25 protein-coding genes and 1 tRNA gene are annotated in these 25,356 nt (G+C 65.7%); 10 read left to right on the top strand and 16 right to left on the bottom strand.

What is annotated here, in order from left to right; all coding sequences use genetic code 11:
* The first annotated feature begins 217 nt into the window (after positions 1 to 217).
* A tRNA-Ser gene (locus tag CO669_RS28095) sits at positions 218 to 310 on the top strand.
* 435 nt (positions 311 to 745) lie between these two features.
* Here CO669_RS28095 and CO669_RS28085 read toward each other — a convergent pair.
* The 8 genes from CO669_RS28085 to CO669_RS28045 all read right to left on the bottom strand — a co-directional run bounded on the left by CO669_RS28085 (position 746) and on the right by CO669_RS28045 (position 8,504).
* Positions 746 to 1,012 carry a hypothetical protein gene (locus CO669_RS28085; RefSeq protein ID WP_097663195.1) on the bottom strand — a complete coding sequence of 89 codons (267 nt, stop codon included), beginning with the start codon at positions 1,010 to 1,012 and terminating at the stop codon, positions 746 to 748.
* 1,584 nt (positions 1,013 to 2,596) lie between these two features.
* Entirely contained in the window at positions 2,597 to 4,075 is a 1,479-nt protein-coding gene (gene gatB / locus CO669_RS28075) for an Asp-tRNA(Asn)/Glu-tRNA(Gln) amidotransferase subunit GatB (RefSeq protein WP_097663193.1), read from the bottom strand.
* Positions 4,072 to 4,374 carry a hypothetical protein gene (locus CO669_RS28070; protein WP_097663192.1) on the bottom strand — a complete coding sequence of 101 codons (303 nt, stop codon included), beginning with the start codon at positions 4,372 to 4,374 and terminating at the stop codon, positions 4,072 to 4,074. The genes gatB and CO669_RS28070 overlap by 4 nt, the downstream gene beginning before the upstream one ends.
* The gene (gene gatA / locus CO669_RS28065; protein ID WP_097663191.1) at positions 4,365 to 5,840 is read right to left on the bottom strand and encodes an Asp-tRNA(Asn)/Glu-tRNA(Gln) amidotransferase subunit GatA; all 1,476 of its coding nucleotides are present in this window, start codon (positions 5,838 to 5,840) and stop codon (positions 4,365 to 4,367) included. Before gatA ends, CO669_RS28070 begins: the two co-directional genes overlap by 10 nt.
* Positions 5,837 to 6,049: a hypothetical protein gene (locus CO669_RS28060; RefSeq protein WP_018321091.1), complete on the bottom strand. Its 213-nt coding sequence runs from the start codon at positions 6,047 to 6,049 to the stop codon at positions 5,837 to 5,839. The genes gatA and CO669_RS28060 overlap by 4 nt, the downstream gene beginning before the upstream one ends.
* Positions 6,050 to 6,067: 18 nt before the next feature.
* Positions 6,068 to 6,355, bottom strand: coding sequence for an Asp-tRNA(Asn)/Glu-tRNA(Gln) amidotransferase subunit GatC (gene gatC, locus CO669_RS28055; protein WP_097663190.1), 288 nt, complete (start codon positions 6,353 to 6,355; stop codon positions 6,068 to 6,070).
* Between the two features lie 77 nt (positions 6,356 to 6,432).
* Positions 6,433 to 7,509, bottom strand: a complete 1,077-nt coding sequence (locus CO669_RS28050; protein ID WP_097663189.1) for an NAD(P)H-dependent flavin oxidoreductase — start codon at positions 7,507 to 7,509, stop codon at positions 6,433 to 6,435.
* A gap of 17 nt (positions 7,510 to 7,526) precedes the next feature.
* Positions 7,527 to 8,504 (bottom strand): NAD(P)H-dependent flavin oxidoreductase, encoded by a 978-nt coding sequence (locus CO669_RS28045; RefSeq protein ID WP_097663188.1) that lies wholly within the window; start codon positions 8,502 to 8,504, stop codon positions 7,527 to 7,529.
* A 95-nt stretch (positions 8,505 to 8,599) separates the two neighbouring features.
* On the opposite strand from CO669_RS28045, the gene CO669_RS28040 reads away from it, so the two are divergent.
* The gene (locus tag CO669_RS28040; RefSeq protein WP_097663187.1) at positions 8,600 to 9,490 is read left to right on the top strand and encodes a LysR family transcriptional regulator; all 891 of its coding nucleotides are present in this window, start codon (positions 8,600 to 8,602) and stop codon (positions 9,488 to 9,490) included.
* A 35-nt stretch (positions 9,491 to 9,525) separates the two neighbouring features.
* On the opposite strand, the gene CO669_RS28035 is transcribed toward CO669_RS28040, so the two are convergent.
* Both CO669_RS28035 and CO669_RS28030 read right to left on the bottom strand, forming a co-directional pair.
* Positions 9,526 to 11,643 carry a DNA/RNA non-specific endonuclease gene (locus CO669_RS28035; protein WP_158228803.1) on the bottom strand — a complete coding sequence of 706 codons (2,118 nt, stop codon included), beginning with the start codon at positions 11,641 to 11,643 and terminating at the stop codon, positions 9,526 to 9,528.
* Positions 11,644 to 12,034: 391 nt separating this feature from the next.
* A complete protein-coding gene (locus CO669_RS28030) occupies positions 12,035 to 12,247 on the bottom strand; it encodes a hypothetical protein (protein ID WP_097663185.1) in 213 nt (70 codons plus the stop codon).
* 46 nt (positions 12,248 to 12,293) lie between these two features.
* On the opposite strand from CO669_RS28030, the gene ruvX reads away from it, so the two are divergent.
* Positions 12,294 to 12,779 (top strand): Holliday junction resolvase RuvX, encoded by a 486-nt coding sequence (gene ruvX, locus CO669_RS28025; RefSeq protein ID WP_097663184.1) that lies wholly within the window; start codon positions 12,294 to 12,296, stop codon positions 12,777 to 12,779.
* Positions 12,780 to 12,782: 3 nt separating this feature from the next.
* A complete protein-coding gene (locus CO669_RS28020) occupies positions 12,783 to 13,706 on the top strand; it encodes an AEC family transporter (protein ID WP_097663183.1) in 924 nt (307 codons plus the stop codon).
* Here the strand turns inward: CO669_RS28020 and CO669_RS28015 are convergent.
* The 3 genes from CO669_RS28015 to CO669_RS28005 form a co-directional block, all read right to left on the bottom strand.
* Complete coding sequence (locus CO669_RS28015) at positions 13,703 to 14,467, bottom strand: CPBP family intramembrane glutamic endopeptidase (RefSeq protein WP_097663182.1); 765 nt, start codon at positions 14,465 to 14,467, stop codon at positions 13,703 to 13,705. The genes CO669_RS28020 and CO669_RS28015 overlap by 4 nt on opposite strands.
* 185 nt (positions 14,468 to 14,652) lie before the next feature.
* Positions 14,653 to 16,296 (bottom strand): isovaleryl-CoA dehydrogenase, encoded by a 1,644-nt coding sequence (locus CO669_RS28010; RefSeq protein ID WP_097663181.1) that lies wholly within the window; start codon positions 16,294 to 16,296, stop codon positions 14,653 to 14,655.
* 20 nt (positions 16,297 to 16,316) lie between these two features.
* Entirely contained in the window at positions 16,317 to 17,066 is a 750-nt protein-coding gene (locus tag CO669_RS28005; RefSeq protein ID WP_502694523.1) for a M15 family metallopeptidase, read from the bottom strand.
* 188 nt (positions 17,067 to 17,254) lie between these two features.
* Between CO669_RS28005 and CO669_RS28000 the strand changes: the two genes are divergently transcribed.
* The 4 genes from CO669_RS28000 (at position 17,255) to CO669_RS27985 (ending at position 21,506) form a co-directional block, all read left to right on the top strand.
* A complete protein-coding gene (locus CO669_RS28000) occupies positions 17,255 to 18,202 on the top strand; it encodes an aspartate carbamoyltransferase catalytic subunit (RefSeq protein WP_097663180.1) in 948 nt (315 codons plus the stop codon).
* Positions 18,203 to 18,207: 5 nt separating this feature from the next.
* A complete protein-coding gene (locus CO669_RS27995; RefSeq protein ID WP_198964308.1) occupies positions 18,208 to 19,509 on the top strand; it encodes a dihydroorotase in 1,302 nt (433 codons plus the stop codon).
* Between the two features lie 29 nt (positions 19,510 to 19,538).
* A complete protein-coding gene (gene plsY / locus CO669_RS27990) occupies positions 19,539 to 20,135 on the top strand; it encodes a glycerol-3-phosphate 1-O-acyltransferase PlsY (RefSeq protein WP_097663178.1) in 597 nt (198 codons plus the stop codon).
* 183 nt (positions 20,136 to 20,318) lie between these two features.
* Positions 20,319 to 21,506 (top strand): patatin-like phospholipase family protein, encoded by a 1,188-nt coding sequence (locus CO669_RS27985; protein ID WP_198964301.1) that lies wholly within the window; start codon positions 20,319 to 20,321, stop codon positions 21,504 to 21,506.
* Here the strand turns inward: CO669_RS27985 and CO669_RS27980 are convergent.
* Positions 21,498 to 22,742 (bottom strand): amidase, encoded by a 1,245-nt coding sequence (locus CO669_RS27980; RefSeq protein ID WP_097663176.1) that lies wholly within the window; start codon positions 22,740 to 22,742, stop codon positions 21,498 to 21,500. The genes CO669_RS27985 and CO669_RS27980 overlap by 9 nt on opposite strands.
* A gap of 91 nt (positions 22,743 to 22,833) precedes the next feature.
* Here CO669_RS27980 and dprA point away from each other — a divergent pair, with 91 nt between their 5' ends.
* The gene (dprA, locus tag CO669_RS27975; protein WP_097663175.1) at positions 22,834 to 23,976 is read left to right on the top strand and encodes a DNA-processing protein DprA; all 1,143 of its coding nucleotides are present in this window, start codon (positions 22,834 to 22,836) and stop codon (positions 23,974 to 23,976) included.
* Here the strand turns inward: dprA and CO669_RS27970 are convergent.
* On the bottom strand, positions 23,973 to 24,407 hold the full coding sequence (locus CO669_RS27970; protein ID WP_097663174.1) for a winged helix-turn-helix transcriptional regulator: 435 nt from the start codon (positions 24,405 to 24,407) through the stop codon (positions 23,973 to 23,975). The genes dprA and CO669_RS27970 overlap by 4 nt on opposite strands.
* An 83-nt stretch (positions 24,408 to 24,490) precedes the next feature.
* Here CO669_RS27970 and CO669_RS27965 point away from each other — a divergent pair, with 83 nt between their 5' ends.
* Positions 24,491 to 25,099 carry an FMN-dependent NADH-azoreductase gene (locus tag CO669_RS27965; protein ID WP_097663173.1) on the top strand — a complete coding sequence of 203 codons (609 nt, stop codon included), beginning with the start codon at positions 24,491 to 24,493 and terminating at the stop codon, positions 25,097 to 25,099.
* Positions 25,100 to 25,157: 58 nt separating this feature from the next.
* On the opposite strand, the gene CO669_RS27960 is transcribed toward CO669_RS27965, so the two are convergent.
* The gene (locus tag CO669_RS27960; RefSeq protein WP_097663172.1) at positions 25,158 to 25,340 is read right to left on the bottom strand and encodes a hypothetical protein; all 183 of its coding nucleotides are present in this window, start codon (positions 25,338 to 25,340) and stop codon (positions 25,158 to 25,160) included.
* Positions 25,341 to 25,356: the final 16 nt, after the last annotated feature.

The following is a 25,356-nucleotide window of genomic DNA, read 5'->3' as shown; positions in this document are numbered from 1 at the left end:
GCGAAACGCCAACACTGGCGGGCCGGCCGCTCGACTGCCTATCGGAGGCCCTGCCTTCCGACCGCACCAGGCGACGACGACTCTATATGAAAGGCTCTATTGGGACGGCGCCCGGGAGCAAACCGTTCCGATTTCGAAAATCGCTGGGAATATTCGAGCGAAAACACGCGCTTCCAAATTGACCGGTCCAAGCAATTAGATGCATAAGGCTCGCACCGGAGAGGTGGCCGAGTGGCTGAAGGCAACGCTTTGCTAAAGCGTCATACGGTCTCAAGCTGTATCGAGGGTTCGAATCCCTCCCTCTCCGCCACCCAGCAGCAGAATCAATCGAGATCTGCGGGTTCTTTCCCCTGAAAGCTACGGCGCGGCTGTTGCGAAAGCCTGGCGCAAGGATCGGCGCGGCGCGTGCGATTCGCGCCCGTCCTTATATATGTGTGCGTCTCAGCGGTGGAACCGCCAGACCCGCCAATGCGAGGGCGAGATCAGCACGGCCTCGTCGGCCCAGACGTTGAACCAGACGCCGGACCTGCGCCGGCACGGAAAGGACCACGGCAGAATCCCCGTCTTGTGGAGACGCCCGAGTTCCAAATCGCACTCGTCAGGAGCGATCTGAATCGGCAGCCATCGTCCATTCGTGTCGGGGGCGCTCATGCCGCTCGGGTCTAAGTGGCGGCACGACAAAGAAACTTGATTCAGCGCAACCAGGCCCACCCGTGCGAACACGGGTGTGGATGCGCTTCGGGGGTCAATGAGTGGAAACCCACGCCCTCGCCTCGCGCTGCGCGACCGAGATCTCGGCATCCGACATCTGGCAGGCCACTTCCTGACGCAGCGCCACGGCGTCCTTGCGGCCCTTCAGCGCGGCGAGGTTGAACCACTTATGCGCGGCGACGAGATCGACGAGGCCGGAGCGGCCGCTCGCCCAATAGATGCCGCGCTCGAACAGCACGTCCGACAGCGCGCTCGCGTCGATCGGCGTTGCGGTCTCCAGATCGAAAGTACCCTGAAACATAACGCATCCCCTTTTTTCTTTTGCCGCCTCGTTCCCCCGAGCGCGGCTCCCGTCCAATTCTGATGTGCATGACCCTTCCCCGGATCGCGCACTGTTCAACTCATCCCCAGGGCTTCGTGCCCATTGCCGTTTGCCGGCTTGTTGGAGGCGATGATGGCGGGCAAATTTGAATGGCAGTTTAAGTATCGCGATGAAGCAGACGTAAACGCACCTGCGCGCAGCCTGCGCCCGGATTTCAAAAAATCCCTGATTTGCAGGTACTTCCTCAGTTCGTCAGATTCTGTTTACCGCAGGATTTTGGGAGAACGATAACCATCGCGCGCGGTGGCGCGTGTCATGTGGTTACGTTGTGTGGGGCGGATCGAGGTCGTGGCTGCGCCCATCCTGTCATTCCCCGCCACCGGGTCTCGCCTTTGGCGAGCCCGATGACAGGCTCCGGCGGGAAATCCAGTACGCCGCAGCTTATCGATTCAATCACTGCCGTCTCGGATTACTGGATCGCCCGGTCGGAGCCGGGCGATGACACCGGGAATGGGGAAGCGGCGCGCGCACAGCACGCAATCAAGCCACAGCCCCAACCTGCCCAAGGCAGTTCGAGCAAAGCAGCACAAACTGCGTCGCGCGTCAGATCAGCAATGTCGGGAAAGGGAATGCCGGCAATACCCCGGCCTCAAGAGAACGAGGGCGTCGGCGAACACGTCAGGACCAGATTCCACGGTGGCCCGAGGGCCGCTTGTGAAATTGCGGAGCCCCGCAAGGAGAACCGCACCGAACGAAGAAAACTCGTTTCTTCTGCCGGACCGTCAAGAGAACGATCCGACCGTTGACCTGATGTCTCGCCGACACCCTCTATCGTCGATCAGAACCTCAAGGAGACGCTGATGACGTGCCGGCTGCTAGGAGCCGGCAACTTCAGAAGTCGAAGTTACTTCTTCTTCTTCGCGACCTTGCGGGTCTTCTTCGCAGTCTTCTTCACTGCGCTCTTCGCCTTCTTCGCCTTCTTCGCTTTCTTGGCCATGTTGCCCTCCGATGTGTGAGATGGCTTTAATCGCTGCATGCAGTCGCGGATCGATTGCACACCAATCCCGAATACACCAACACGACGAAAAAAACATCTTCTCACTTAAGGAAGTGTTGACGACGCAGTGCGCGTGCGCCAGCCGCGCTTGATTTGCGGACGCGCGGAGACACGCGTCTGCGATTGCATTTGCTTCTCGCGGCAGCGACGTCGGCGAGCGCGGCGATTTCAAAAAACTCTATGCAGCAAGTGTTATTCTGCGCGCATGCATTACGCATGGTCGGTGCGATGAAGCACGATGCACAGTGTTCGACCGCCGCACGAAGGCGAGTCGCGGACTCTGAGTCGCGAGTTTTGGCAACGAAATTATTTTCATGCTTAACGGCGGAAGCGCTCGTCGGAGCGCGTGCAAGTCGCCGTTTCGAGCGAATCGCACCACTGCGATTCGCTCGCTCGTGGTGACCTCAGCGGGATGAAGTTTGTCGCCGACGATGCGCGCGAACGTCGCGTCGAGAACCGAGACGAGGTGACGAAGCGCGTCCGTCACCTCGTTCGAGCGCGTGATGTCAGACGCCGAGCTTGGACTTGAGCAGGTCGTTGACGCTCTGAGGGTTCGCCTTGCCGCCGGATGCCTTCATCACCTGGCCGACGAACCAGCCGAGCGACTGCGGCTTGTCCTTCACCTGCGCAGCCTTGTCGGGATTGGCTGCGATGATGTCGTCGACAACCTTTTCGATCGCCGAAAGATCCGTCACCTGCTTCATGCCGCGGCTTTCGACCAGCGCGCGGGGGTCGCCGCCCTCCTGCCAGACGATTTCGAACAGGTCCTTGGCGATCTTGCCCGAGATCGTGCCCTCGCCGATCAGGTCGACGATGCCGGAGAGCTGCTCGGCGCTCACCGGAGAGCCCGTAATATCCCGGCCCTCCTTGTTGAGACGGCCGAACAGCTCGTTGATCACCCAGTTCGCCGCCATCTTGCCGTCGCGCGCGCGGTTGTCGAGCCGGTCGAGCACGGTCTCGTAGAACACCGCGCTCTCGCGCTCGGCGACGAGCACGCTCGCATCATAGGCCGACAGGCCGAGATCGGCGACGAAGCGCGTCTTCTTCTGGTCCGGCAGCTCCGGCAGCTTCGCCTTCAGCTCGTCGACGAACGCCTGGCTGAACTCGAGCGGCAAGAGGTCGGGATCGGGGAAGTAGCGGTAGTCATGCGCCTCTTCCTTGGACCGCATCGAGCGCGTCTCGCCCTTGTTGGGATCGAACCGACGGGTCTCCTGCTCGATCTGGCCACCATCCTCCAGTATCTCGATCTGGCGCCGTGCTTCATACTCGATCGCCTGGCCGATGAAGGTGATCGAGTTCATGTTCTTGATCTCGCAGCGGGTGCCGAGCGGCGCCCCGGGCCTGCGCACGGACACGTTGACGTCGGCGCGCAAGGATCCCTTCTCCATGTCACCGTCACAGGTGCCGAGGTAGCGCATGATCGAGCGCAGCTTGGTCACGTAGGCCTTGGCCTGCTCGGCGTCGCGGATGTCCGGTTTCGAGACAATCTCCATCAGCGCCACGCCACAGCGGTTGAAATCGATGTAGGACAGCGACGGAGACCGGTCGTGCAGCATCTTGCCGGGATCCTGCTCCAGATGCAGCCGCTCGATACCGATGGTGACCGTCTTGCCGCCGTCGAGATCGACGATCACCTCGCCCTCACCCACGACAGGCGATTTGTACTGGCTGATCTGGTAGCCCTGCGGCAGATCCGGATAGAAATAGTTCTTCCGGTCGAACACCGAGCGCAGGTTGATCTGCGCGTTGAGACCGAGCCCCGTCCGGACAGCCTGTCTGACGCATTCCTCGTTGATGACGGGCAGCATGCCGGGCATCGCCGCGTCGACGAGGGAGACCTGGCTGTTCGGCTCGCCGCCGAACGCCGTGGACGCGCCGGAGAACAGTTTCGACTTCGACGTCACCTGAGCATGGATCTCCATGCCGATGACCATCTCCCACTCACCGGTGGCGCCCTTGAGAAGCTTGTGCGTGGCCGTGCTCATGTCTTGCTCCCGAGCATCGTGGCAGCGATCCGCCGCCACTCTGCTTCCAATGAATCCTTTGCAGCCGGTTGGCCGGCCTGGCGGTACCAGTAGCCGGCGTTGCCGAGATCGCCTTCGACGCGGTGCAGATAGGCATGCACCCAGGCGGCGTCGTGGCTGCTATCGTCCTGAACGATCCTGTGCGCCTGGTCCCAGTCGCCTTTCGCGGCCCACCAGAGGCCGGCGAGCGGCGCGTTCAGGTCCGGCGCAGGCGCAGCGCCGTCGAGGCTGGCGATGAAATCGGCGACATTCACCACCACCTCGCGGGCGTGAAGCGGCCGGCCGCCTGCTCGATCACCTCGCCGAGCGAGAACAGCGTCTCCTCGTCGAAGGGACGGCCGATCAGTTGCAGGCCGAGCGGCAGACCTTGCGCGTCCTTGCCGGCAGGCACCGCGATGCCCGGCAGGCCCGCCATGTTCACGGTCACCGTGAAGATATCGTTGAGATACATCTCGACGGGATCGGCGCCGCCCTTCTCGCCGATGCCGAAGGCCGCCGACGGTGTCGCCGGCGTGAGGATCGCGTCGATGCCCTTCGCGAAGCAATCCTCAAAATCCTTCTTGATCAGCGTGCGCACTTTCTGCGCGCGCAGATAATAGGCGTCGTAATAGCCGGCCGAGAGCACATAGGTGCCGATCATGACGCGGCGGCGCACCTCCGCGCCAAACCCTTCGGCGCGGGTATTCTCGTAGAGCTCGTTGATGTTCTTGCCCTGCTCGCGCAGGCCGTAGCGCACGCCGTCATAGCGCGCGAGGTTCGACGAGGCCTCCGCCGGCGCCACGATGTAATAGGCCGGCAACGCGTACTTGGTGTGCGGCAGCGACACTTCGACGAGCTCGGCACCGGCCGCCTTCAGCCACGCCGCGCCCTCACTCCACAGTTTCTCGATCTCGGCCGGCATGCCGTCGAGACGATACTCCTTGGGGATGCCGATCTTCATGCCCTTCACGGACTTGCCGATGGCGGCTTCGTAATCCGGAACGGGAATGTCGACCGAGGTGGTGTCCTTCGGATCATGGCCGGCCATCGAGCGCAGCAGCATGGCGGCATCGCGCGTGGTGCGCGCGATCGGCCCTGCCTGATCGAGCGAGGAGGCAAAGGCGACGATGCCCCAGCGCGAGCAGCGGCCATAGGTCGGCTTGATGCCGACGGTCGCGGTGAACGCCGCCGGCTGGCGGATCGAGCCGCCGGTGTCGGTCGCGGTCGCGCCCATGCACAGCAGTGCCGCGACGGCCGAGGCCGAGCCGCCGGACGAGCCGCCCGGCACCAGCGTGGTGTTGCTGCCCTCGCGCCGCCAGGGATTGCCGACGGGACCGAAGCACGATGTCTCGTTGGCCGAGCCCATCGCGAACTCGTCATTGTTGAGCTTGCCGAGCATCACCGCGCCGTCGCGCCACAGCTGCGAGGTCACGGTGGACTCGTAGGTCGGCACGAAATTGCCGAGGATCTTCGAGCACGCCGTGGTGCGCACGCCCTTGGTCGCGAACAGGTCCTTGATGCCGAGCGGGATGCCGGCGAGCGGCCCCACCTCGCCCTTGGCGATCTTGGCGTCGGCCTCGCGCGCCATGGCGCGCGCCTGGTCCGGCGTCTCCATCACGAAGGCATTGAGCACGCGCGCGGCTTCGATCGCGGACAGATGCGCGTCGGTCAGCTCGAGGGACGTGAAAGTCTTGTCGGCGAGACCCTTGCGGGCCTCGGCGAGCGTCAGCGATGTCAAATCGGTCATTTATTGATCGGGCTGCAGAAGAACGGAGACAGGGTCTTGTCGTTGGCCGGGTCGTCTTTCTTGGCGGCCGCATTCGCGGCGGCCTCGATCTCGTCGAGCACGGCATTGACGGCGACATTGGGGTCGGCAGCCTTGCCCTGCCGCTCCATCTTGTCGAGGTAATTCATGTAGGCCTGATAGGCCTTCTCGTCGTCGCAAAGCAGACACATCGGACCACGTCCTAAAAATTATTCCACGACCTTCGGCACCAGGAAGAAGTGCCCTTCGGTCGCGGGCGCGTTGGCAACGATATCGTCGGCGATCTCGCCGTCGTCGACCACATCCTGCCGCTTCTTCATCTGCATCGGGGTGACCGAGGTCATGGGCTCCACGCCCGCGACATTGACCTCCGAAAGCTGCTCGACGAAGGCGAGCATGGCGTTGAGCTCGCCCTGCAGATGCGGAACCTCGCCCTCGGAAACCGCGATGCGCGCCAGATGCGCGATGCGGCGGACGGTAGCGGCGTCGACGGACATTATATAAGGCCTCTCACGGCAAAACCTATGTGCCGTATAGCAGAGCCCGGTTTTGCGCCGCAACCGGCGTAGCTGGCCTATCCGGCCAGCGCTTTCATGCGGGCCAGCGCCGATTTGGCGAGATCCCGGGTCAATTCGGCCGCGGGGACCTCACGGCCCAGCGCGATGGCCTGTCCAGCCCAGAGATTGGTGAAATCCACCCTGCCCTGCTTCTCGGCGGCCGCCTTCAGCGGTCCCAGCGCCGTCGCAGCATGGGGAAAGGGCGGCGCATCCGGCGAGACCGGGCCGGCCTCGCGCATCAGGCGGTTCTGGACCCCGCGCGCGGGACGGCCGGTCATGACATTGGTGATGACGGTGGAATCGTCACCCGCCTCGGCAAGCGCCTTGCGGCCGCCCGCGCTGACCTTGGACTCCGGACAGCGCAGATAGGCGCTGCCGATCTGCACGCCGGAGGCGCCGAGAGCAAAGGCCGCGGCAATGCCGCGTCCGTCGGCAATTCCGCCGCAGGCGATCACCGGCACCTTCACCGCATCGACGACCTGCGGCACCAGCGCGAAGGTGCCGGGCTGCTCCGAGATTTTGTCGGTCAGGAACATGCCGCGGTGGCCGCCCGCCTCCGCGCCTTGCGCGATCACGGCATCGACGCCGCGCTGTTCGAGCCAGACCGCCTCCTTCACCGTCGTCGCCGACGAGATCACGAGGCAACCGGCTGCCTTTACCCGCTTGAGCAGCGCCTGCTCGGGCAGGCCGAAATGGAAGCTGACGACTTCCGGCTTCAGCTCCTCGACGACCTCGCAGAAGGCCGCATCGAACGGCGCGCGGTTCGCGGCCGCGATCGGCGCCGAGGGATCGAGACCATGCTCGGTGTAATAGCCCGCAAGCCGCTGCTTCCAGCGCGCGTCGGCCTCGGCCGTCAGATCGACCGGAGTGTGGCAGAAGAAGTTCAGGTTGACCGGCGCCTTCACGTGCTGGCGGATCAGGCCGACCTGCTCGCGCGCCTTGTCCGCCGAGATCATCGCGCAAGGCAGCGAGCCGAGCGCCCCGCCCTGCGCCGCCGCAATCACCAGCTCCGCATCCATCACACCGGCCATCGGCGCCAGCACGATCGGGAATTCGGTCTTGAAGAGGTTCATCAGTCGACGGTCAGGCCACATGGTTGTTCTCTCTAGGTTCAGGCGACGGACGCAATGGAGTTGCGCCGCCCGGCAAGAAGCTGCTCGGCTTCAACCGCAATCCGCTCGACGATCTCGGCTGCGGGCGGAATATCATGAATCAGGCCGACCGCCTCGCCGGCAAAGACCGCAGCGACCTCGAAATTGCCCGCGGCCTTCGCCGCAGCATAATCGACGGCGACCTCGCTCGCGCGCTGCATGAGCTCGATCTCACGGCCGGTCCAGCGCCTGATGTGGTCGTTGACCAGCGAACGCGCGGTGAAGGGCGCCGGCCAGAACAGGCTGCGCGACCAGTCGAAGATGACGCCGCGCACCGTGTCATTGCCGTCGGCCGCGCGAATGCGCTCCTTGGCCTCGCGCGCGCCGTTGGCCTCCACGCTCGCATAGAAGCGGGTGCCGATCAGCACGCCGGATGCGCCCAGCATCATCATTGCGGCGAGGCCCCGGCCGTCGGCAATCCCGCCGGCCGCGACCACCGGCACACGTCCGGCCGCGAGATCGACGATCGCAGGCACGATGTCGACCGTGGTGCGCGATGCGCCGTGGCCGCCGGCTTCGGTGCCCTGCGCGATCAGGATCTCCGCGCCGGCATCGAGCGCCTGCCTCGCCATGTCCTCGCTCTGCACCTGGCAGATCAGTCGCACGCCAGCCGCCTTGATGCGCGGCGCGAATGGCGCGGGATCGCCGAATGACAGCATGATGGCGTGTGGGCGGGCGTCGAGCGCGATGTCGAGCAGCTCGGGTTGTCGTGCCAGGCTCCAGGTAATGAAGCCTATGCCGAACGGCACAAAGCCTTTCAGCTCCGCGGCCTCCGTCGCAAGCCGGTCGCGGTCACCGTATCCGCCACCCAGGATGCCGAATCCGCCGGCCTCGCTGACAGCGCGCGTCAGCCGGCTGCCCGCAATCGTGTCCATAGGAGCCGACAAGATCGGATGCCTGATCCCGAGCAACTCCGTCAGCGGCGTGGCAATCGGCATGAATCCCCCCACTCTGGACAGGAAGATTAGGCGCGAATAACATTCTTCAAAATTGAATTCTACAGAACGCTGCCATCTCAAAAGAGAAACGGGCCATGGAACTCAGCGATCTCCAGACCTTTGCCGCCGTTGCTCGCACCGGCGGCATCACCCGCGCCGCGGAGGAGCTGAATACCGTGCAGTCCAACGTCACCCAGCGCGTGAAGACGCTGGAGGCGGAGATCGGCACGCCGCTGTTCGAGCGCCATAGCCGCGGCATGACGCTGACAGGTGCCGGCAAGCGCCTGTTGCCTTACGCGCAACGGATGGCCGCGCTCTCGCGCGAAGCCGTGCTGGCAGCGCGCGACGATGGCGAGCCGAAGGGACCGCTCGCGATCGGCTCGATGGAAACGACCGCGGCGGTGCGGCTGCCGCCGCTGCTCGCCGACTTCCATCGCCGCTTTCCCGCCGTGCGGCTCTCCTTGCGCACCGCCACTACGGCCGACCTCGTCGCCGCCGTGCTCGACGGCGCGCTCGACGGCGCCTTCGTCGCGGGTCCGATCGCGCATGTCGATCTCATGGCGACGAGCGCCTTCCGCGAGGAGCTGGTCCTGGTCAGCGCGCGGCGCTGGGCCTCGCTCGCCGAGCTGCGCGCAGGCACGCCGGAATCCGGCCCGACCGCGCTGGTGTTCCGCACCGGCTGCACCTACCGCCAACGGCTCGAACAGGTCTTCGTCGATTTCGGCTGGCCTTCCGCCGCGCGCTTCGAGCTCGGCACGCTCGACGGCATGATCGGCTGCGTCGCCGCCGACATGGGCGTGACGTTGCTGCCGCGCGCGGTCGTCGAACGCAGCGCGATGAACGGCAGCGTCTCGATCCACACGCTGAGCGCTGCGCATGCGCGCGTCGAGACGCTCTTCATCCAGCGTCGCGCCGGCCATCAAACCAGCGCGCTGAGCGGCTTTGCCGCTTGCCTCAAGCCCGAGGAGGACGTCATCGCGGCCTGACGCGGTGACGTCCTCTCGATCGGTCTCAGCGTGATCTACAGCCGGATGTCCTCGTAGGACTCGATCCGCCGCGGGCCGACCGAAGTCGCCTCGTGCGAATCCGATTCGCCCAGATTGCCGAAATCGAGCTTGGTCAATTTCGCAAGGTCCGCGATCGAGACCTGGAAGACGCTGACGTCCTCCTCCGACATCTTCTCGCGCAGATCCACCTCCTGGATGCGATCGATGTCCATGATCAGCTTCCGCTGGCTCATCAGGAAGGCCGCCGCCTTGAGCGCGTCGTCATCCTCGTTGCGCTGGATCAGGATCTTCCAGAAATATTTCGGGATCTGGACGCCGCCGAAGCTCGGATCCTTGTGCGGCCGGCCAGCCGGATTGGGCAGATCGGAGCCATCGGCGTCCGGCCCGTCGAACACCGGACCGTTCATGACGATGCCCTTCTCCTCGCCTTCGAGCAGGACGTCACGCGTGTAGTCCTCCAGGCCTGCCCAGAGCTGCTTGCCCTGGTTGAACGAGAAGAACTGCGGCGAGCAGTTGGTGAAGTGGAAGGAATCGTCACCATGCTGCTTGGCGGCGGCGACGGTGTCGCCCCAGGTCGCATCGAGCCGGCGCACCAGATGACCGCGGTCGAACGGATTCTTGCTGCGGTCCGCCTCGAGGGTGGCTTGCTTGCGGTAGAACTCGTCACCGATCTGGGCATCGTCGTCGATGCGCGGATCGCGCAGCCAGGAATCGCCTTCGCGCTTGCCGACGTCCTGCTGCTGTCCACCGTCGATGTTGACACAGCTGAAGAAGGCGAGCCGGCGCTCCTTGTTCATCACGACGCTGTAGTTGAAATATTTCAGCTCGGATTGCTTGGAGCTGCCCTTGAGCGTCGCGATCAGGGACTTCTGAGCGGCCGGAATCTTCGGCAGCGGCACCGAGAACTTGCCGGTGCCGAGGAAATTCGCCTTGTAACCGGGACGCGATTTCAGCGTGCTCTGATCGATGTGCACGGCCTCCATGGGCAGGCCGTTGTTGACGCTGATGTGCGGCAGCAGGCCGGCCGGCGGCGGGATCAGCGGCGTGCCGCCGCTGGGTATGCCGCCATTCGGCGCCCCGCCGTTGCCTCCTGCCGGGCCCGGCACGGGCGGCAGCGGAGCGAATGGAATGTCCTTCCTGAGCATCGGCAGCGGCACGCGGATCGGGACCACCAGCGAGGTGCCGTCCAGCGACTGCTCGACCCAGATATTGGCTCCGAACATCGGCGCCGTCGCCGGCGCGCGGACCTTCTCGATCTCGTGCCGGGTCGGCGGCTCCTCCTCATCAAGTACCGGCTTGATCATGGGATGCGAGCCGACGGCAACCTTGAGGTCGGCGACGATGGCGCTGATCCGGATGCCTTCATTGGCGATCCAGTCGATCAGGGCCTCATCCATCGACGGCTTCCACACCTTGCCGTCCTTGGTCAAAGTGCGGCCCTGCGCGTCCTTGTGGGGAACGCCGCTGTGATGCAGCGCGACGACCTGCCAGAACCTGTTGAACGCCGGCGAGCCCGACGATCCCGCCGTCGTGTCGGTGTTGTACCAGAGGAAGTCGCCGACATATTTGAGCAGCTTGTTCTCGCGGACGCAGACCTGCTTCATCTGCCCGCTGGGATGCTGGATGATGGTGAGATATTCGCCGGGGTCCGCCTTGCCGGGCGCGCCGCTGAGCGGCAGCCATCCGAAGTCCTCGAGATCCTCCCCGCCCGATAGCGAAGTCGGCGCCACCGCGACGATGGAAAAATCCAGCCTGTCGTTGGTGTAGAAGAACTTGCCCGGCTCAAAGCCGAACCGCACGGGCACGCGCTCCTGCCCGGAGATGTCGAGCTCGTAGTTGAAATCGGCGATCGAATTGGCGGCCTCGGCCGGCTTGCCGAACACATGATGGTTGGTCATGAGCAGGTTCGGTCCGATCAGAAAGCCCGAGCCATAGCCGAGCAGGTTCGACTTGGGATCCCTGAGCTGGATGCGGCACACCGAGCGCGAAGCGGCCGTCCCCTTGGCGAGGTAATTGATGCTGTCGAGATCATTGCCCTGAATGATCCGCTCCAGGCCGATTTCGGCCTTCTCCACGTCCTGCGTCTCGGCCAGCAGCTGGCGCTGGCGCAGGCGCATCTTATCGACGGTCATCTCGATCGGACCGTCGCCCAGTTTCCGGTTCAAGGCATCGGGTGAGAACTCGGCTTGCTTGAATCGCCTTTCTGAGCCCGCGATCAGGCTTGGCTTGATGAGCATCATGACCTCTCAAAAATGGACTGGACGAATATTGGACGTGATCGGCGCCTGAAAAACTGCGCCAAGGTTTCGGCACGGGCTGGATTGCCGGCCGCCAAACGCTCTGGAAATTGAGGGCACGCGCCCCGCACTACTTTAGACTTATAAATTTGCCGCGCTGCAACCAGAGCGTCAATCGCCGGCATCATGTCATGCTTGCGCCTTCACCCATGTGAGATTTCCCACAATTGATCGATGCAGGTGTGCGTCATCATTTCGCGCACGAAGCCATCCGCCGCCGGACGGTCTACGGCTTCCGCTGCCACCGCCGCAGCGCCACGACGGCCCAGATCGCTTCGACCAGGCCGAACGGCCAGGCGCCCTGGAGAAAGCCGTAGGCCGAGCCGAGCGCGCAGGACGCGGCGAACAGCAGGACAAACCAATGGCTGCGGTCTTCCAACGCATAGGTGACCAGCATCGCCGTGACGGCGAACAGGCCGAATAATGTCAACGCATCCATGGTTCCGGGTTCACTCCGCGGCGCGACGCGTGATATGCGCTAGGCCATGCCGGCTCTTATCCTGCCCCTCATCGATGCTGCAACCCACTGGCCCGCGCGCGGTGGGCTGATCGGTCTCGACCTCGGCACCAAAACGATCGGCGTTGCCGTGTCCAATCCGGACCGCCGGCTCGCGACCGGCGTCGAGACGATCCAGCGCAAGGCGTTCAAGCAGGACGCGGCGCGGCTGCTCGCGCTCGCCGCCGAGCGAAAAGTGGTCGGCTTCGTGCTTGGCCTGCCCATCAACATGGACGGCAGCGAAGGTCCGCGCGCACAATCCACCCGTGCCTTCGCCCGCAATCTTGCCGGGCTGACCGCCCTCCCCATCGGCCTGTGGGACGAACGCCTGTCGACCGCGGCGGTCGAGCGCGAGCTGATCGGGATGGACGTCAGCCGCGCCAAGCGCGCCGAGGTGATCGACGAGCATGCCGCCATCTTTATCCTGCAAGGCGCGCTGGATCGTCTCGCCAATCTCGATCCAGGGACCGCCTGACCGATGGCCGTCGTGATCGCGGCACTGCTGCCGGTCTTCATCCTCATCGTGCTCGGCGTCGTCCTGAAGCGCAGCCTGATGCGGCTCGACACGCAATGGCACGGGCTGGAACGGCTGACCTATTTCGTGCTGTTCCCGATGCTGCTGATCCAGACGCTGGTGAAGGCCGACCTCTCCAAGGTGCCGGTGGCCGGCGTCGGCGGCGCGCTGCTGCTGTCGGCGCTGGCGATGTCGCTGCTGTGCCTCGCGCTCCGGCCTGCCCTGGCGCGGCTCGGCATCGACGGCCCCGCCTTCAGCTCGATCTTCCAGGGCGCGACGCGCTGGCAGACCTTCGTGGCCCTGTCGGTCTGCGCCAACATGTTCGGCGATGTCGGGCTGGCGCTCGCCTCGGTGGCGATGGTTGCCATCATTCCGCTCGTCAACGTATTCAGCGTCGCGGTGCTCGCCCATTACGCCGCGCCCGAGAAGCAGTCGGCGCGCACCATCGTCATGACCGTGATCCGCAATCCCCTGATCTGGGCTTGCGCGATCGGACTCTTCGTCAATGTCACCCACCTGCCGCTGCCAAAGCTCTGGCACGAGGTGGCGGACGCGCTCGGCCGCTCCTCGCTCGCGATCGGCCTGCTCGTCACCGGCGCCGGCCTGCATCTCGAAGGCCTGCTGCGTCCGAGCGCTGGTGCTGCGATCGGCGTCGTCTTCAAGCTGGTGCTGATGCCGGCGATTGCCCTCGCTCTCGCCGTCTGGTTCGGGCTCTCGGGCGAGAGCCTGGCGATCGTGGCGATCTGCTCCGCGGTGCCGACCTCGTCGAGCGCCTACGTCCTGGCACGCCAGATGGGCGGCGACGCGCCGCTGCTGGCGCAGATCATCACGCTGCAGACGATCTTGGCGGCGATCACGATGCCAATCGCGATCGCGCTGGTGGCCTAGCTCCCCAGCCACATCGTCAGCACCACTGCGGTGAGATTGTTCAGCGCGTGCAGGATGATGGTGAGCCAGAGCGAACCCGCGCGATAGCGCATGTAGCCGAACCACAGGCCGATGGTGAAGACCTCGGCGAGGAAGTACATGTCGTATTGCAGGTGGACGACCGTCCAGACCAGCGACGACAGCAGGATCGCGCCGGGCATGCGCAGGAAGCTCGCCGACCAGCCGCGATAGAGGAAGCCGCGCGCCAACACCTCTTCCGACATCGGCGCCGCCACCGCGAACGCAACCAGCAGCATGAGCGCTGCGCCCTTGTCGCGGCCCGATTTCAACAGATCGGTCATGAAGCCCGGCGTCGCCTCGCGGCCGAGCGCGCGCGACATCGTCTCCCAGACCAGCACGATCAGGATGAGGCCGACTGCACCAAACAGGAGCTGCTTCCAGGACGGCCAATGCAGTGCGAGGTAGTCGACGAAGGACGCCCTCTTGATGGCAATAGCGAGCCACACCGACAAGAGCGTCGCCGGCAGGCCCATGATGACCGACAGCGCCAGCGCCTGAGGCTCGTGGCCGACCGCCTGGATCGAGGCGAGGTCCATCGGCAGGCCGCGCAAGGCCGCCAGCAGAACGATCGCGCCGATCTGCCCGATGAACATCGCGACGAAGATGAAAAGGCCCCACAGCGCGGTGCCCCAGAACATCCAGACGCGGGGCGTCGCCGGCGTCACGGTCAGCGGCGGATGGTCGGGATTGAGGGAGTCCATCAGGAGGCCTTCGTTGGGAAGTGCAAGCTATCGAGAGGTCGTCATGCCCGGGCTTGTCCCGCCTGCGCGGCCGAAGCCGCTTCGGCGAGGCGAAGGCCCGGGCATCCGCGCTCTTCGTGCCGAGCAGCAAGACGTGGCTGGCCGGGGCAGGCCCGGCCATGACGCTGTGGAGAGACCGCGCCCACTCACGGCAGCGCTCGATCCAGCAGCGCGCGCGCGTCGCCGCTCTCCAGCTCCACGGCGCCGTACATGCTGGCGTGGCTGGCGGCGAGCCGCGTGCTCGCGAACAGTTCGGCCTGGCGCGGGGAGACGCCGTTGAGCGCCGCAGCGGCGGCAAGCAGCGCCAGCTTCTCGACCGCGAGGCGCGCGACGCGCTCGCCGTCGGCGCGGCGGAACGTCTTGCCGATGAACGCGATCGTCTCGCCCGCTCCAGGCAAGCCCTTGGTCTCGGCCGCAAGCGATTGCAGCACGGCCGCCGCTGCTTCAGGCTCGCGCGAGAGCGCGCGGAGCACATCGAGGCACATCACATTGCCCGAACCTTCCCAGATCGCGTTGACCGGCGCCTCCCGATAGTGCCGCGCCAGAATGCCGTCCTCGACATAGCCATTGCCGCCGAGGCATTCCATGGCCTCATAGAGGAACGGCGGCGCGCTCTTGCAGGTCCAGTATTTGATCGCGGGCGTCAGCAGCCGCATATAGGCGGCCTCGGCCGCATCGTGCGGCGTACGGTCGAAGGCGCGGCAGAGCCGCATCACCAGGGCCGTGCTCGCCTCGACATGCAGCGCCATGTCCGAGAGCACGGCCTGCATCAGGGGCTGGTCCGCCAGATGTTTCTGGAACACGCTGCGGTGACGGGCGTGATGCAGCGCATGCGCCAGCCCCGAGCGCATCAGGCCGACGGAAGCGATCGCGCAATCCTGCCGCGTCAATTGCACCATCTGGATGATGGTGCGGATGCCCTTGCCCTCCTCGCCGACCCGTTCGCCATAGGCGCCGGCGAACTCGACCTCGGACGAGGCGTTGGAACGGTTGCCGAGCTTGTCCTTCAACCGCTGGAATTGGATCGCATTCACGGAGCCATCCGGCGCGAAGCGCGGCATGAAGAAACAGGTCAGCCCCTGCTCGGCCTGCGCCAGCACCAGAAACGCATCACACATCGGCGCCGACATGAACCATTTATGGCCGGTGATGCGATAGGCCTCGCCGTCGCGCACGGCGCGCGTCATGTTGGAGCGCACGTCGGTGCCGCCCTGCTTCTCGGTCATACCCATGCCGACCGTCATGCCGCGCTTCTGCCACCACGGCGCGAAGCTGGAATCGTAGCTCTTGGTCGACAGCACCGGCATCACGCGCGCGAGCAGATCCGGCTGCACCGCCAGCGCACCGACGGAGGCGCGCGTCATCGTGATCGGGCAGAGATGACCGGTCTCGACCTGGGCTGCCATGTAGAATTTGGCCGCACGAATGACCTCGGCGGCATCGCCCGCAGGTTTGCCGTTCACGGTCCAGGTCGAATTGTGCACGCCGGCCTCAGCGCTGTGCGCCATCAGCTCGTGATAGGCGGGGTGAAACTCGACCTGGTCGCGGCGATTGCCCTTGGCGTCGAAGGTGCGCAGCTTCGGCGTGTTCTCGTTCGAGAGCCGCCCGCGATCCGCCATCGCGGCCGAGCCCCATTGCTTGCCGAACGCGGACAGCTCGCGTTCCGCCGCCGCGCCGCCATTGGCCTTCACCGCATCGACCAGCGGCTGGTCCACGGTAAAGAGATCGATATCCTCGAACGGCGGCGACTGGTTGAAGACCTCGTGGGTCGCGAAACTCGGCTGCGTCATCAGGTTTCCTCGGCGCGGAATCAGTTCCGGCGCGGCTGGATCGGGAAATCATAGGCGGCCCCGCCCGCCCCCGGCAGGGAAAAATGCCACCACTCCTTCGAATAGTTCACAAAGCCTTGCCGGGCCATCGCAGTCACCAACCGCTTGCGCCAGGCGCGCTGCTCCGCCGTGATCGACGGTGCCGCGGTATGGCCTTTTGTGTCGGTGCAGTCATAACCGGTGCCCATGTCGATGCTGCCTTCGGGAGCGCGCGCTTCGACCGGCGCGGTGCAATCGGCATAGCTTCTTGATGGGTCATACTTGCCGGAATTATCGGCCTTCAGATCGACCAACGTGAGATCGAGCGCCGCGCCCGTCGAATGTTGCGAGCGGCTCGCGATGTAGCCGAGGCGGAACAGCTCGGTCTTGGGAATTTTGGGATTGTAGCGCCGCTCGGCAGCGGTCTCGCGACCGTTCTGCGACCATTTCACCATGTCGAGCGAGGCTCGTGCCGGCCGGTAGCAGTCGAACATCTTGAGCGAGAGATTTTGCGCGGCGAGGTCCTGCTGGACCGCCTTCAGCCGCAGCCCCACCTCCTGCTTCACCACGCATTCGCCTGCATTGTACCCGGCAAGCGGACGGCCGACGAAATTGTTCGACGTGGCGTAGCGGATGTCCTGGATGATGGTTGGATCGATCTCGCGCAGATAGACGAAGCCGCCGGGGAGCGATTGGGCGTGGGCGGGCGAGATAACGACGATTGATATAAAAGCTGCAAGAATTGTCTTCACGATGCCTCCCGTCCTCGGGCGTCATTCCGGGGCGATGCGCAGCATCGAACCCGGAATCTCGAGATTCCGGGTCTGGCGCTTGCGCGCCATCCCGGAATGACCGAGTGGGCGACAGATCAGGGGATAACTCACCGCCCCGGCTTTGGCCCTTGCCCCCTCATCCATCCGCGCCTATAGCTCTCGTTTTAATGACATCGAAATCGACCTTCGTCCTCGGCCACCGGCATTTGCTGGGCATCGAGGGCCTTTCCGCGGCCGACATCACCGGCCTCCTCGACCTGTCCGAAGAATATGTCGAGCTCAACCGCCAGGTTGACAAGAAGCGCACCGTCCTGCGGGGACGGACGCAAGTGAACCTCTTCTTCGAGGCCTCCACCCGGACCCAATCCTCGTTCGAGCTCGCCGGCAAGCGCCTGGGCGCCGACGTCATGAACATGTCGGTGGCGTCCTCGTCCATCAAGAAGGGCGAGACGCTGATCGACACCGCGATGACGCTCAACGCCATGCACCCCGACATCCTCGTGATGCGGCATCACGCCTCCGGCGCGGTGGAACTGCTGGCGCGCAAGGTTGACGGTTCCGTGATCAATGCCGGCGACGGCGCCCACGAGCATCCGACCCAGGCGCTGCTCGATGCGCTGACCATCCGCCGCAACAAGGGCCGCATCGAGGGCCTCGTGGTCGCGATCTGCGGCGACGTGCTGCATTCGCGTGTCGCCCGCTCCAACATCATTCTTCTCAACACCATGGGCGCCCGCGTCCGCGTCGTCGGCCCCTCCACGCTGCTGCCGCCCGGCATCGAGCGGATGGGCGTCGAGGTCGCGCGCGACATGCGCGAGGGATTGAACGGTGCCGACATCGTCATGATGCTGCGGTTGCAGCGCGAGCGCATGAACGGCTCCTTCGTGCCGTCGTCCAGCGAGTACTTCAACTATTTCGGGCTCGACCAGAAGAAGCTCGCTTACGCCAAGCCGGACGCACTCGTGATGCATCCCGGCCCCATGAACCGCGGCGTCGAAATCGACACGGCGGTCGCCGACGGCGCGCAATCCCTGATCCGCGAACAGGTGGAGATGGGCGTGGCCGTGCGCATGGCGGTGCTGGAAGCGCTCGCCCGCAACCTGCCGAACGCGTGATGCCCATGCTGACCGACCGCCGCCCCATCCTGCTCGCCAATGCCCGCGTCGTCGATCCCTCCAGGGATTTCGACGCCGTCGGAGACGTCCTCATCGCCGATGGCGCCATCCGCGAGACCCGCCGCGGCATTGGCGCGGCCGGCGTCCCTGAAGGCACCGACATCGTCAACTGCTCCGGCAAGATCGTCGCGCCCGGCCTGATCGACATGCGCGCCTTCGTCGGCGAGCCCGGCTTTAGCCATCGCGAGACCTTTGCCACCGCCAGCCAGGCGGCCGCGACCGGCGGCATCACCACCATCATCTGCCAGCCCGACACCTCGCCGGTGATCGACAATTCGGCGACCGTCGACTTCGTGATGCGGCGCGCCCGCGACACCGCGATCGTCAACATTCAGCCGATGGCCGCTCTCACCAAGGGCATGCACGGCCAGGAGATGACCGAGTTCGGCCTGCTCAAGGCCGCCGGCGCCGTCGCCTTCAGCGATAACGCCAGAAGCGTGACCAATGCCCAGGTGATGCGCCGCGCACTGACCTACGCGCGCGATTTCGACGCCCTGATCGTGCATTACACCGAGGACCCCGATCTCGTCGGCGAAGGTGTGATGAACGAGGGCGAGTTCGCCTCGCGGCTCGGCCTCATGGGTATCCCGAACGCCGCCGAGGCGGTGATCCTCGAACGCGACATGCGCCTCGTGGCGCTGACCGGCGGCCGCTATCACGCGGCCTCGCTGACCTGCATCGACTCGCTGGAGATCCTCCAGCGCGCCCGCGATGCCGGGCTCGCCGTCAGCGCCTCGGTCTCGATCAACCATCTGGCGCTGAACGAGAACGATATCGGTCCCTACCGCACGTTCCTGAAGCTTTCGCCGCCGCTGCGCACCGAGGACGATCGCCGCGCGCTGGTGGCGGCGGTGGCCTCCGGCCTGCTCGACGTCGTCATGTCCGACCACAATCCGCAGGACGTCGAGGGCAAGCGCCTGCCGTTCGCGGAAGCCGCGCCCGGCGCCGTCGGTCTGGAGACCATGCTGCCCGCCGGCCTCCGCCTCGTGCACAATGGCGAGATGGAACTGAAGACGCTGATCCGGGCGATGTCGACCCGGCCTGCCGAGCTGCTCGGCCTGCCTGGCGGAACCCTGCGCGCGGGCAGCCCCGCCGATGTCATCGTGATCGACCCCGATGTCCCCTGGGTCGTCGATCCGGCCGAGCTCAAATCGCCCTGCAAGAACACCCCGTTCGACGAGGCCCGCTTTACAGGCCGCGTGGTCCGCACCATTGTCGGCGGCCGCACGGTGTACGAGCATGTCTGACGCGAAATCCAGCCTTTGGAGCTGCCGCCATGGGGCTTGAAGCTTTTCTGCCGGTGGCCTTCATCATCGGCTACCTGTTCGGCTCGATTCCGTTTGGCCTGATCCTGACCAGGCTCGCCGGCACGCAGGATATCCGCTCGATCGGCTCCGGCAGCATCGGCGCCACCAATGTGCTGCGTACCGGGAGCAAGAGCCTTGCCGCGGGCACCCTGCTGTTCGACGCGCTCAAGGGCACGGCGGCCGTGGTGATCGCCGGCTACATTGCAGGTCCCAACGCCGCCATGGTGGCCGGGCTCGGCGCGTTCCTCGGCCATCTCTTCCCGGTCTGGCTGAAGTTCAGGGGTGGCAAGGGCGTCGCCGTCTATATCGGCATCCTGCTCGGCCTGTTCTGGCCCGGCATGGTGGTGTTCTGCCTGCTCTGGCTCGCGACCGCCTTCACCACCCGCTACTCATCGCTCTCGGCGCTGGTGGCGGCCTTCATCACGCCGATGTTCCTGTGGTGGTTCGGCCACCTCGCGCTCGCAGCACTGTTCGCAGTGCTGACGCTGCTGTTGTTCTACGCGCATCGCGAGAACATCAAGCGACTGCAAGCCGGCAGGGAAAGCCGGATCGGCGAGAAGGCGTAGTCGCGTTACGAAACTTGTCGCGGTCAGCGTCTAAAGCCAGGGCATCTACGGATACCGAAGCCCTTCTCTGCATTATATGTCAAATCCTGTTCGCAACTGGCGGCCGGCTCGCGGCCGGCAGTAGCGAAGCGGTTCCATGCCTGTCATCCTGACAGTCGAGATGGCGTTATGCGGTTGCTCAGAATGAGCGAGAAGATTGTCGGCGCGCATGACGGGGTTGGTTCGCACGGTGCTGTCCGCACCGCGGCCAGCCGGCTGCTCTCGACCACCGACATCTGGTCCGGTGCGCCCTCGCCGCCTCCCGTTCCTGTTCTGCCGCCAATAGCCGCGCCTGTTGAACGAGCGCCCGCGACGATCGCGATCGAGACAAAGGCTGCGCCGGTCGCACAAGCGCCGGCATGCGCCGAGCAATGGCCCCCGCGCAGACTCTCGCTGGCGCTGCAGGGTGGCGGCACCTTTGCCGCCTTCACTTGGGGCGTGCTGGAGCGGCTGCTGGAAGAGCCGATCGAGATCGACGCGATCAGCGGCGCCAGCGCCGGCGCGATCAATGCGCTGCTGCTCGCCTCCGGTCTTGCCGAAGGCGGCCGCGAGGCTGCGCGCAGCCGGCTGAGCCGGTTCTGGCTCCGCCTGCTGCACGAAGCCTCGTTCCGCTCGCTGATGCTGGTCGGTGGGTTCTCGCCGGCGGGAAGCTCGGTCGCATTCGGCCCGACGCTGCGCTCCGGCCAATTCGATCCGGTTGATCTCGATCCGCTCAGGCAGGCGCTGTCGCGCGACATCAATTTCGCGGCGCTGAGCGATCCGAAGGCGCCAAGATTGCTGATTGCGGCGACGCGAATCCGCGACGGGCAGCAGCAGATCTTTGGCAATGACGCCATCACGGCCGACGTCGCGCTGGCCTCGACCTGTCCGCCGCTGGCTCATTGCGCCGTCGAGATCGAGGGCGAAGCCTATTGGGACGGCGGCTTCGGCGGCAATCCGCCTCTGCTGCGGCTTGCGCAGGAGACGACGACGTCCGACGTCCTGCTCGTCCAGGTCACGCCGGCGCGCGACAGCTATGTGCCGATCACGCTCGCCGCGATCGACCGCCGGCTCGACCAGATCGCCGCCAACGCCGCGCTCAATGCCGAGGTCGCGGCGATCGCATGGGCGCAGTCGCACGCAGCTCCTTCGCTGCGGCTCTCCAGGATCGCCGCGGAAGACTCCGTTGATGGACTTGCGCAGCGCTCATCGGCCGATCTCGGCCGCGGCTTCATTCGCCTGCTGCACCGAAGCGGCCGCGCCGCCGCCGGGCGCTGGCTCGGGCAAGATGCAAAGCCAGACGCGACGCTCGCCGCGCCCGCCGCTGTCGCCTTCGAACCCGCCCTAGCCTGAATTCGCCAGCGCGTTCTCCAGGAACCACGCGGTCGCGAGCGCGCCTGCGTCGTTGCCGAAGCGTGCGATCGCCTGCACGCCAACAGGCAGGCCACCCACCTTCAGCACGGGAACGTTGACGCAAGGGTTGCCCATCAGGGTCCACAGCCGGTTGTAGCGGGGATCGCCTGTCGTCGCGAGCGCCTTGGCCGGCGGCGTGCCGGGCGCCGAATAGGTCAGGAGCACGTCGACGCCCTCGAACACTTCGCCGAGCTCGCGGCGGCCACGGCGGCTGATCCGGCGGGCCTCGTCATATTCCTTCGGCGTCAGATGGGCGGTCGCATCGAGACTTGCCCGCAGCATCGGCGCGATCTCGTCATGACGCTCGGAAAACTCCCAGGCCAGCGCGCGATGCGCCTCGAAATCCTGGACGATGGGATGGATGCGCCAGGCCTCCTGCACCGCCTCGGGCAGGTCGATCGTCTGCACGCTGGCACCGGCGCGCTCGGCCGCCTTGATCGCGGCCAGCAGACCCTCTTCCGCGGCCGGCTCGACGCTGCCTGCGAACTCCTGCCTGACCACACCGATCCGCGGCGCCTTCGCCGGAACGATGCCGGAGAATTCAGTGCGGCCCGTCATCGCCAGCAGCCCACGCGCGAGATCCTCCGCGCGCGCGCCGAACAGGCCGACCGTGTCGAGCGCCCATGAATAGCATTTCACGCCGACCGTCGGCAGCATCCGGAACGACGGCTTGATCGCGGCGGTCCCGCAATAGGCCGCGGGCCGGATCACCGAACCGCCGGTCTGGGTGCCCAGCGCCAGCGGGATCATGCCGGCGCCGACGGCGGCCGCCGAGCCCGAGGATGAGCCGCCCGGAGTATGGCCTGTATTGTGCGGATTGAGCGTCGGCGTCGGATCACGCGAGGCGAACGCGGTCGTGGTGGTCTTGCCGATGATGGTCGCACCTGCCCGCTTCAGCATCATCACCACGGGCGCATCGGCGCGCGGCTGCCAGCCGCGATAGATCTCCGAGCCCATCTCGGTCGGCATGTCAGCGGTGTCGATGATGTCCTTGATCCCGACCGCGATGCCGCGCAGGGGGCCGGACGCTCGGGCCTTCGCGGACTTGTCGTGACGCACGAAGGCGCGGACGTCCTGCTCTTTGGCCTCGATCGCCGCATGCGACTGGGCGATGGCAGCATCAGGCGACAACTCGCCGGCTTCGATGCGGCGCTGGAGGTCGGCGAGTGAGATCATGGCAAAACCCTTCTTATTGTCCTCGCTTTTAGCATCGGGGCGATGTCGCGCAAGCGCACGTCGCTGTTGCGCAACGCCCTCAGGTTGTTCCATGCTGCGCCCACAAGGAGACGCCGTGGACGCCATCAATCCCACCGTGGAGCTGACCGAGCTAGAGCGGATCGACCGGCTGCGGCTGATCCGCTCCGACAATGTGGGCCCGCGCACCTTCCGCTCGCTGGTCGATCATTTCGGCACTGCGCGCGCGGCGCTGGAACGGTTGCCGGATCTGGCACGCCGCGGCGGCGCACAGCGATCCGGGCGCATCTGTAGCGCCGAGGAGGCCAAGGCCGAGCTCGCCGCGAGCCGCAAGTTCGGCATTGCCTGGCGCGCGCCCGGCGAGGACGGCTATCCGGCGCGGCTGGCGATGATCGACGATGCGCCGCCGCTGCTCGCCCTGCGGGGCGACACCAAGACCTTGATGCGGCCGATGATCGCGATCGTCGGCTCGCGCAACGCCTCCGGCGCCGGGCTGAAATTCGCCGGACTGCTCGCCCGCGAGCTTGGCGAGGCCGGCTTCGTCGTCATCTCCGGGCTCGCGCGCGGCGTCGACCAGGCCGCGCATCGCAGCAGTGTCGAGACCGGCACGATCGCAGTGCTCGCCGGCGGCCACGATTGCATCTATCCGCCCGAGCATGGCGATCTGCTCGCAGCGATCCTCGATCACGAAGGCGCCGCGATCTCCGAGATGCCGCTCGGCCACGAGCCGCGCGCCCGCGACTTTCCGCGCCGCAACCGCCTGATCTCCGGCGCCGCGCTGGGCGTGGTCATCGTGGAGGCGGCGCACCGCTCGGGCTCGCTGATCACCGCGCGCATGGCGGCCGAACAGGGCCGCGAGGTGTTCGCGGTGCCCGGCTCGCCGCTCGATCCGCGCGCTGCCGGCGCCAACGACCTGATCAAGCAGGGCGCAACGCTCGTCACCGAAGCTGCCGACATCATCAACGCGGTGCAGCCGATCATGGAGCGGCCGCTGATGATCCCTGCGAGCGAGCCCGACAGCGAGCCGTTCGAGAGCGATCCGCAAGGCCACGACCGCGACCAGATCACAGGCCTGCTCGGCCCCGTGCCAATCTCGATCGACGATCTCGTGCGGATGTCCGGCGCCTCACCCGCGATCGTACGCACCGTGCTGCTGGAGCTCGAGCTCGCCGGGAAGCTCGAACGTCACGGCGGCGGTCTGGTGTCGCTGCTCTAGCCGTCGTTACGCTGGTCGAACTTCGTGCGCGCCCCCTCGATCTGCGCCAGATGGTCGATCGCCCACTGCCCGAGTGCTTTCACCGGTTGTTGCAGCCCGCGGCCGAGATCCGTCAGCTCGTAATCCACGCGCGGCGGAATGGTCGGAAAGATCGTGCGCGTGACGAGCCCGTCACGCTCGAGCCCGCGCAGCGTCAAGGTCAGCATCCGCTGCGAGATGCCGTTGATCATGCGCTTCAGCTCGTTGAAGCGCTTCGGCCCGTCGCTGAGCATCATGATCACGAACACGCTCCACTTGTCGCCGACGCGCGACAGCACGGAAGCGACGCCACGGCAGTCGGAATGACTGGGATCCGGCATGGGATCCGGCCTCTGGGTTCGCATCGGCGGCGCAGGCAAACCGGTGTTCTCAGGTTTCAACAATGTGCCCATGGCTCAAAAAAGTGCGTTCTTGCGGGGATTTCGATGGTCACTCATGTAGCTCTGGTTACAAACTTATACCAGGGTAACCCCAAATGAAACTCCTCCATATCGACTCCAGCGTGCTCGGCCCCCACTCCGTCTCCCGGCAGGTCTCCGCCGCCATCGTCGACCGGCTCCGCCAGGCGACCCCCTCGCTCGAAATCGTCTACCGCGATCTGACCCAGACGCCGCTCGCGCACCTCTCGGGCTCGCACCTCGCCGCCGCCCAAGGCACGCCCGCGCCCGCGGAGCTCGGACCTGACCTTGCCGCGAGCGCGGCCGTGCTGACCGAGTTTCTCGATGCCGACGCCGTCGTCATCGGCGCGCCCATGTATAATTTCACCATCCCGAGCCAGCTCAAGGCCTGGATCGACCGCATCCTGGTGGCGGGGAAGACTTTCAAATACGGCGCGACCGGGCCCGAGGGGCTCGCCGGCGGCAAGCGTGTGATCGTGGCGATCTCGCGTGGCGGCTATTACGGCGCGGAGTCGCCATACGCGGCCGGCGAGCATCTCGAAACCTATCTGCGCTGGGTGTTCGGCTTCATCGGCATCACCAATCCCGAATTCATCTCCGCAGACGGCATCCAGGTCGGGCCCGAGCACCGCGAAAAGGCGATCGCAGGTGCGCTTCAGTCGGCCACCAGCCTGCGCGCGGCCTGAGCCTCACGCTGACAACAGCCGCAGCCGGATTCCGGCCGCGGCTGGCAGGTCGATCTGGCTAAAACCAGGCGCCCTGAATGCCGAGGATGACGGCGACCAGCGAAATGAACAGGCCGATGCCGGCGAAAAGCGCCACCCCGATGAACTCGGACATGTCGGAGCGTTTGGCGGGAATGGCGGAACGTTCGCTGTAAATACGCGGTGCTGAAATCGACGGAAAAATGCGAGCTGCCTTTGGCATCACGGGCTCCCTGAAA

The organism is Bradyrhizobium sp. Y36 (assembly GCF_002531575.1).
GTDB lineage: Bacteria > Pseudomonadota > Alphaproteobacteria > Rhizobiales > Xanthobacteraceae > Bradyrhizobium.
The sequence above is the reverse complement of the archived record's forward strand: the minus strand, read 5'-3'. Positions and strand labels throughout refer to the sequence as shown.

Bases quoted from the DNA above. Each gene is read 5' to 3' on its own strand.
- CO669_RS27960 (WP_097663172.1), bottom strand. From the start codon at position 25,340: ATGCCAAAGGCAGCTCGCATTTTTCCGTCGATTTCAGCACCGCGTATT.
- CO669_RS27995 (WP_198964308.1), top strand. From the start codon at position 18,208: ATGCTGACCGACCGCCGCCCCATCCTGCTCGCCAATGCCCGCGTCGTC.
- CO669_RS28010 (WP_097663181.1), bottom strand. From the start codon at position 16,296: ATGACGCAGCCGAGTTTCGCGACCCACGAGGTCTTCAACCAGTCGCCG.
- gatC (WP_097663190.1), bottom strand. From the start codon at position 6,355: ATGTCCGTCGACGCCGCTACCGTCCGCCGCATCGCGCATCTGGCGCGC.
- CO669_RS28035 (WP_158228803.1), bottom strand. From the start codon at position 11,643: ATGACCGTCGATAAGATGCGCCTGCGCCAGCGCCAGCTGCTGGCCGAG.
- CO669_RS27965 (WP_097663173.1), top strand. From the start codon at position 24,491: ATGAAACTCCTCCATATCGACTCCAGCGTGCTCGGCCCCCACTCCGTC.
- CO669_RS28085 (WP_097663195.1), bottom strand. From the start codon at position 1,012: ATGTTTCAGGGTACTTTCGATCTGGAGACCGCAACGCCGATCGACGCG.
- CO669_RS27980 (WP_097663176.1), bottom strand. From the start codon at position 22,742: ATGATCTCACTCGCCGACCTCCAGCGCCGCATCGAAGCCGGCGAGTTG.
- CO669_RS28000 (WP_097663180.1), top strand. From the start codon at position 17,255: ATGACATCGAAATCGACCTTCGTCCTCGGCCACCGGCATTTGCTGGGC.
- dprA (WP_097663175.1), top strand. From the start codon at position 22,834: ATGCTGCGCCCACAAGGAGACGCCGTGGACGCCATCAATCCCACCGTG.
- CO669_RS28015 (WP_097663182.1), bottom strand. From the start codon at position 14,467: ATGGACTCCCTCAATCCCGACCATCCGCCGCTGACCGTGACGCCGGCG.
- CO669_RS28060 (WP_018321091.1), bottom strand. From the start codon at position 6,049: ATGTGTCTGCTTTGCGACGACGAGAAGGCCTATCAGGCCTACATGAAT.
- ruvX (WP_097663184.1), top strand. From the start codon at position 12,294: ATGCCGGCTCTTATCCTGCCCCTCATCGATGCTGCAACCCACTGGCCC.
- CO669_RS28040 (WP_097663187.1), top strand. From the start codon at position 8,600: ATGGAACTCAGCGATCTCCAGACCTTTGCCGCCGTTGCTCGCACCGGC.
- CO669_RS28050 (WP_097663189.1), bottom strand. From the start codon at position 7,509: ATGTGGCCTGACCGTCGACTGATGAACCTCTTCAAGACCGAATTCCCG.
- CO669_RS27970 (WP_097663174.1), bottom strand. From the start codon at position 24,407: ATGGGCACATTGTTGAAACCTGAGAACACCGGTTTGCCTGCGCCGCCG.
- CO669_RS28045 (WP_097663188.1), bottom strand. From the start codon at position 8,504: ATGCCGATTGCCACGCCGCTGACGGAGTTGCTCGGGATCAGGCATCCG.
- CO669_RS28020 (WP_097663183.1), top strand. From the start codon at position 12,783: ATGGCCGTCGTGATCGCGGCACTGCTGCCGGTCTTCATCCTCATCGTG.
- CO669_RS27985 (WP_198964301.1), top strand. From the start codon at position 20,319: ATGAGCGAGAAGATTGTCGGCGCGCATGACGGGGTTGGTTCGCACGGT.
- CO669_RS28030 (WP_097663185.1), bottom strand. From the start codon at position 12,247: ATGGATGCGTTGACATTATTCGGCCTGTTCGCCGTCACGGCGATGCTG.
- plsY (WP_097663178.1), top strand. From the start codon at position 19,539: ATGGGGCTTGAAGCTTTTCTGCCGGTGGCCTTCATCATCGGCTACCTG.
- gatA (WP_097663191.1), bottom strand. From the start codon at position 5,840: ATGACCGATTTGACATCGCTGACGCTCGCCGAGGCCCGCAAGGGTCTC.
- gatB (WP_097663193.1), bottom strand. From the start codon at position 4,075: ATGAGCACGGCCACGCACAAGCTTCTCAAGGGCGCCACCGGTGAGTGG.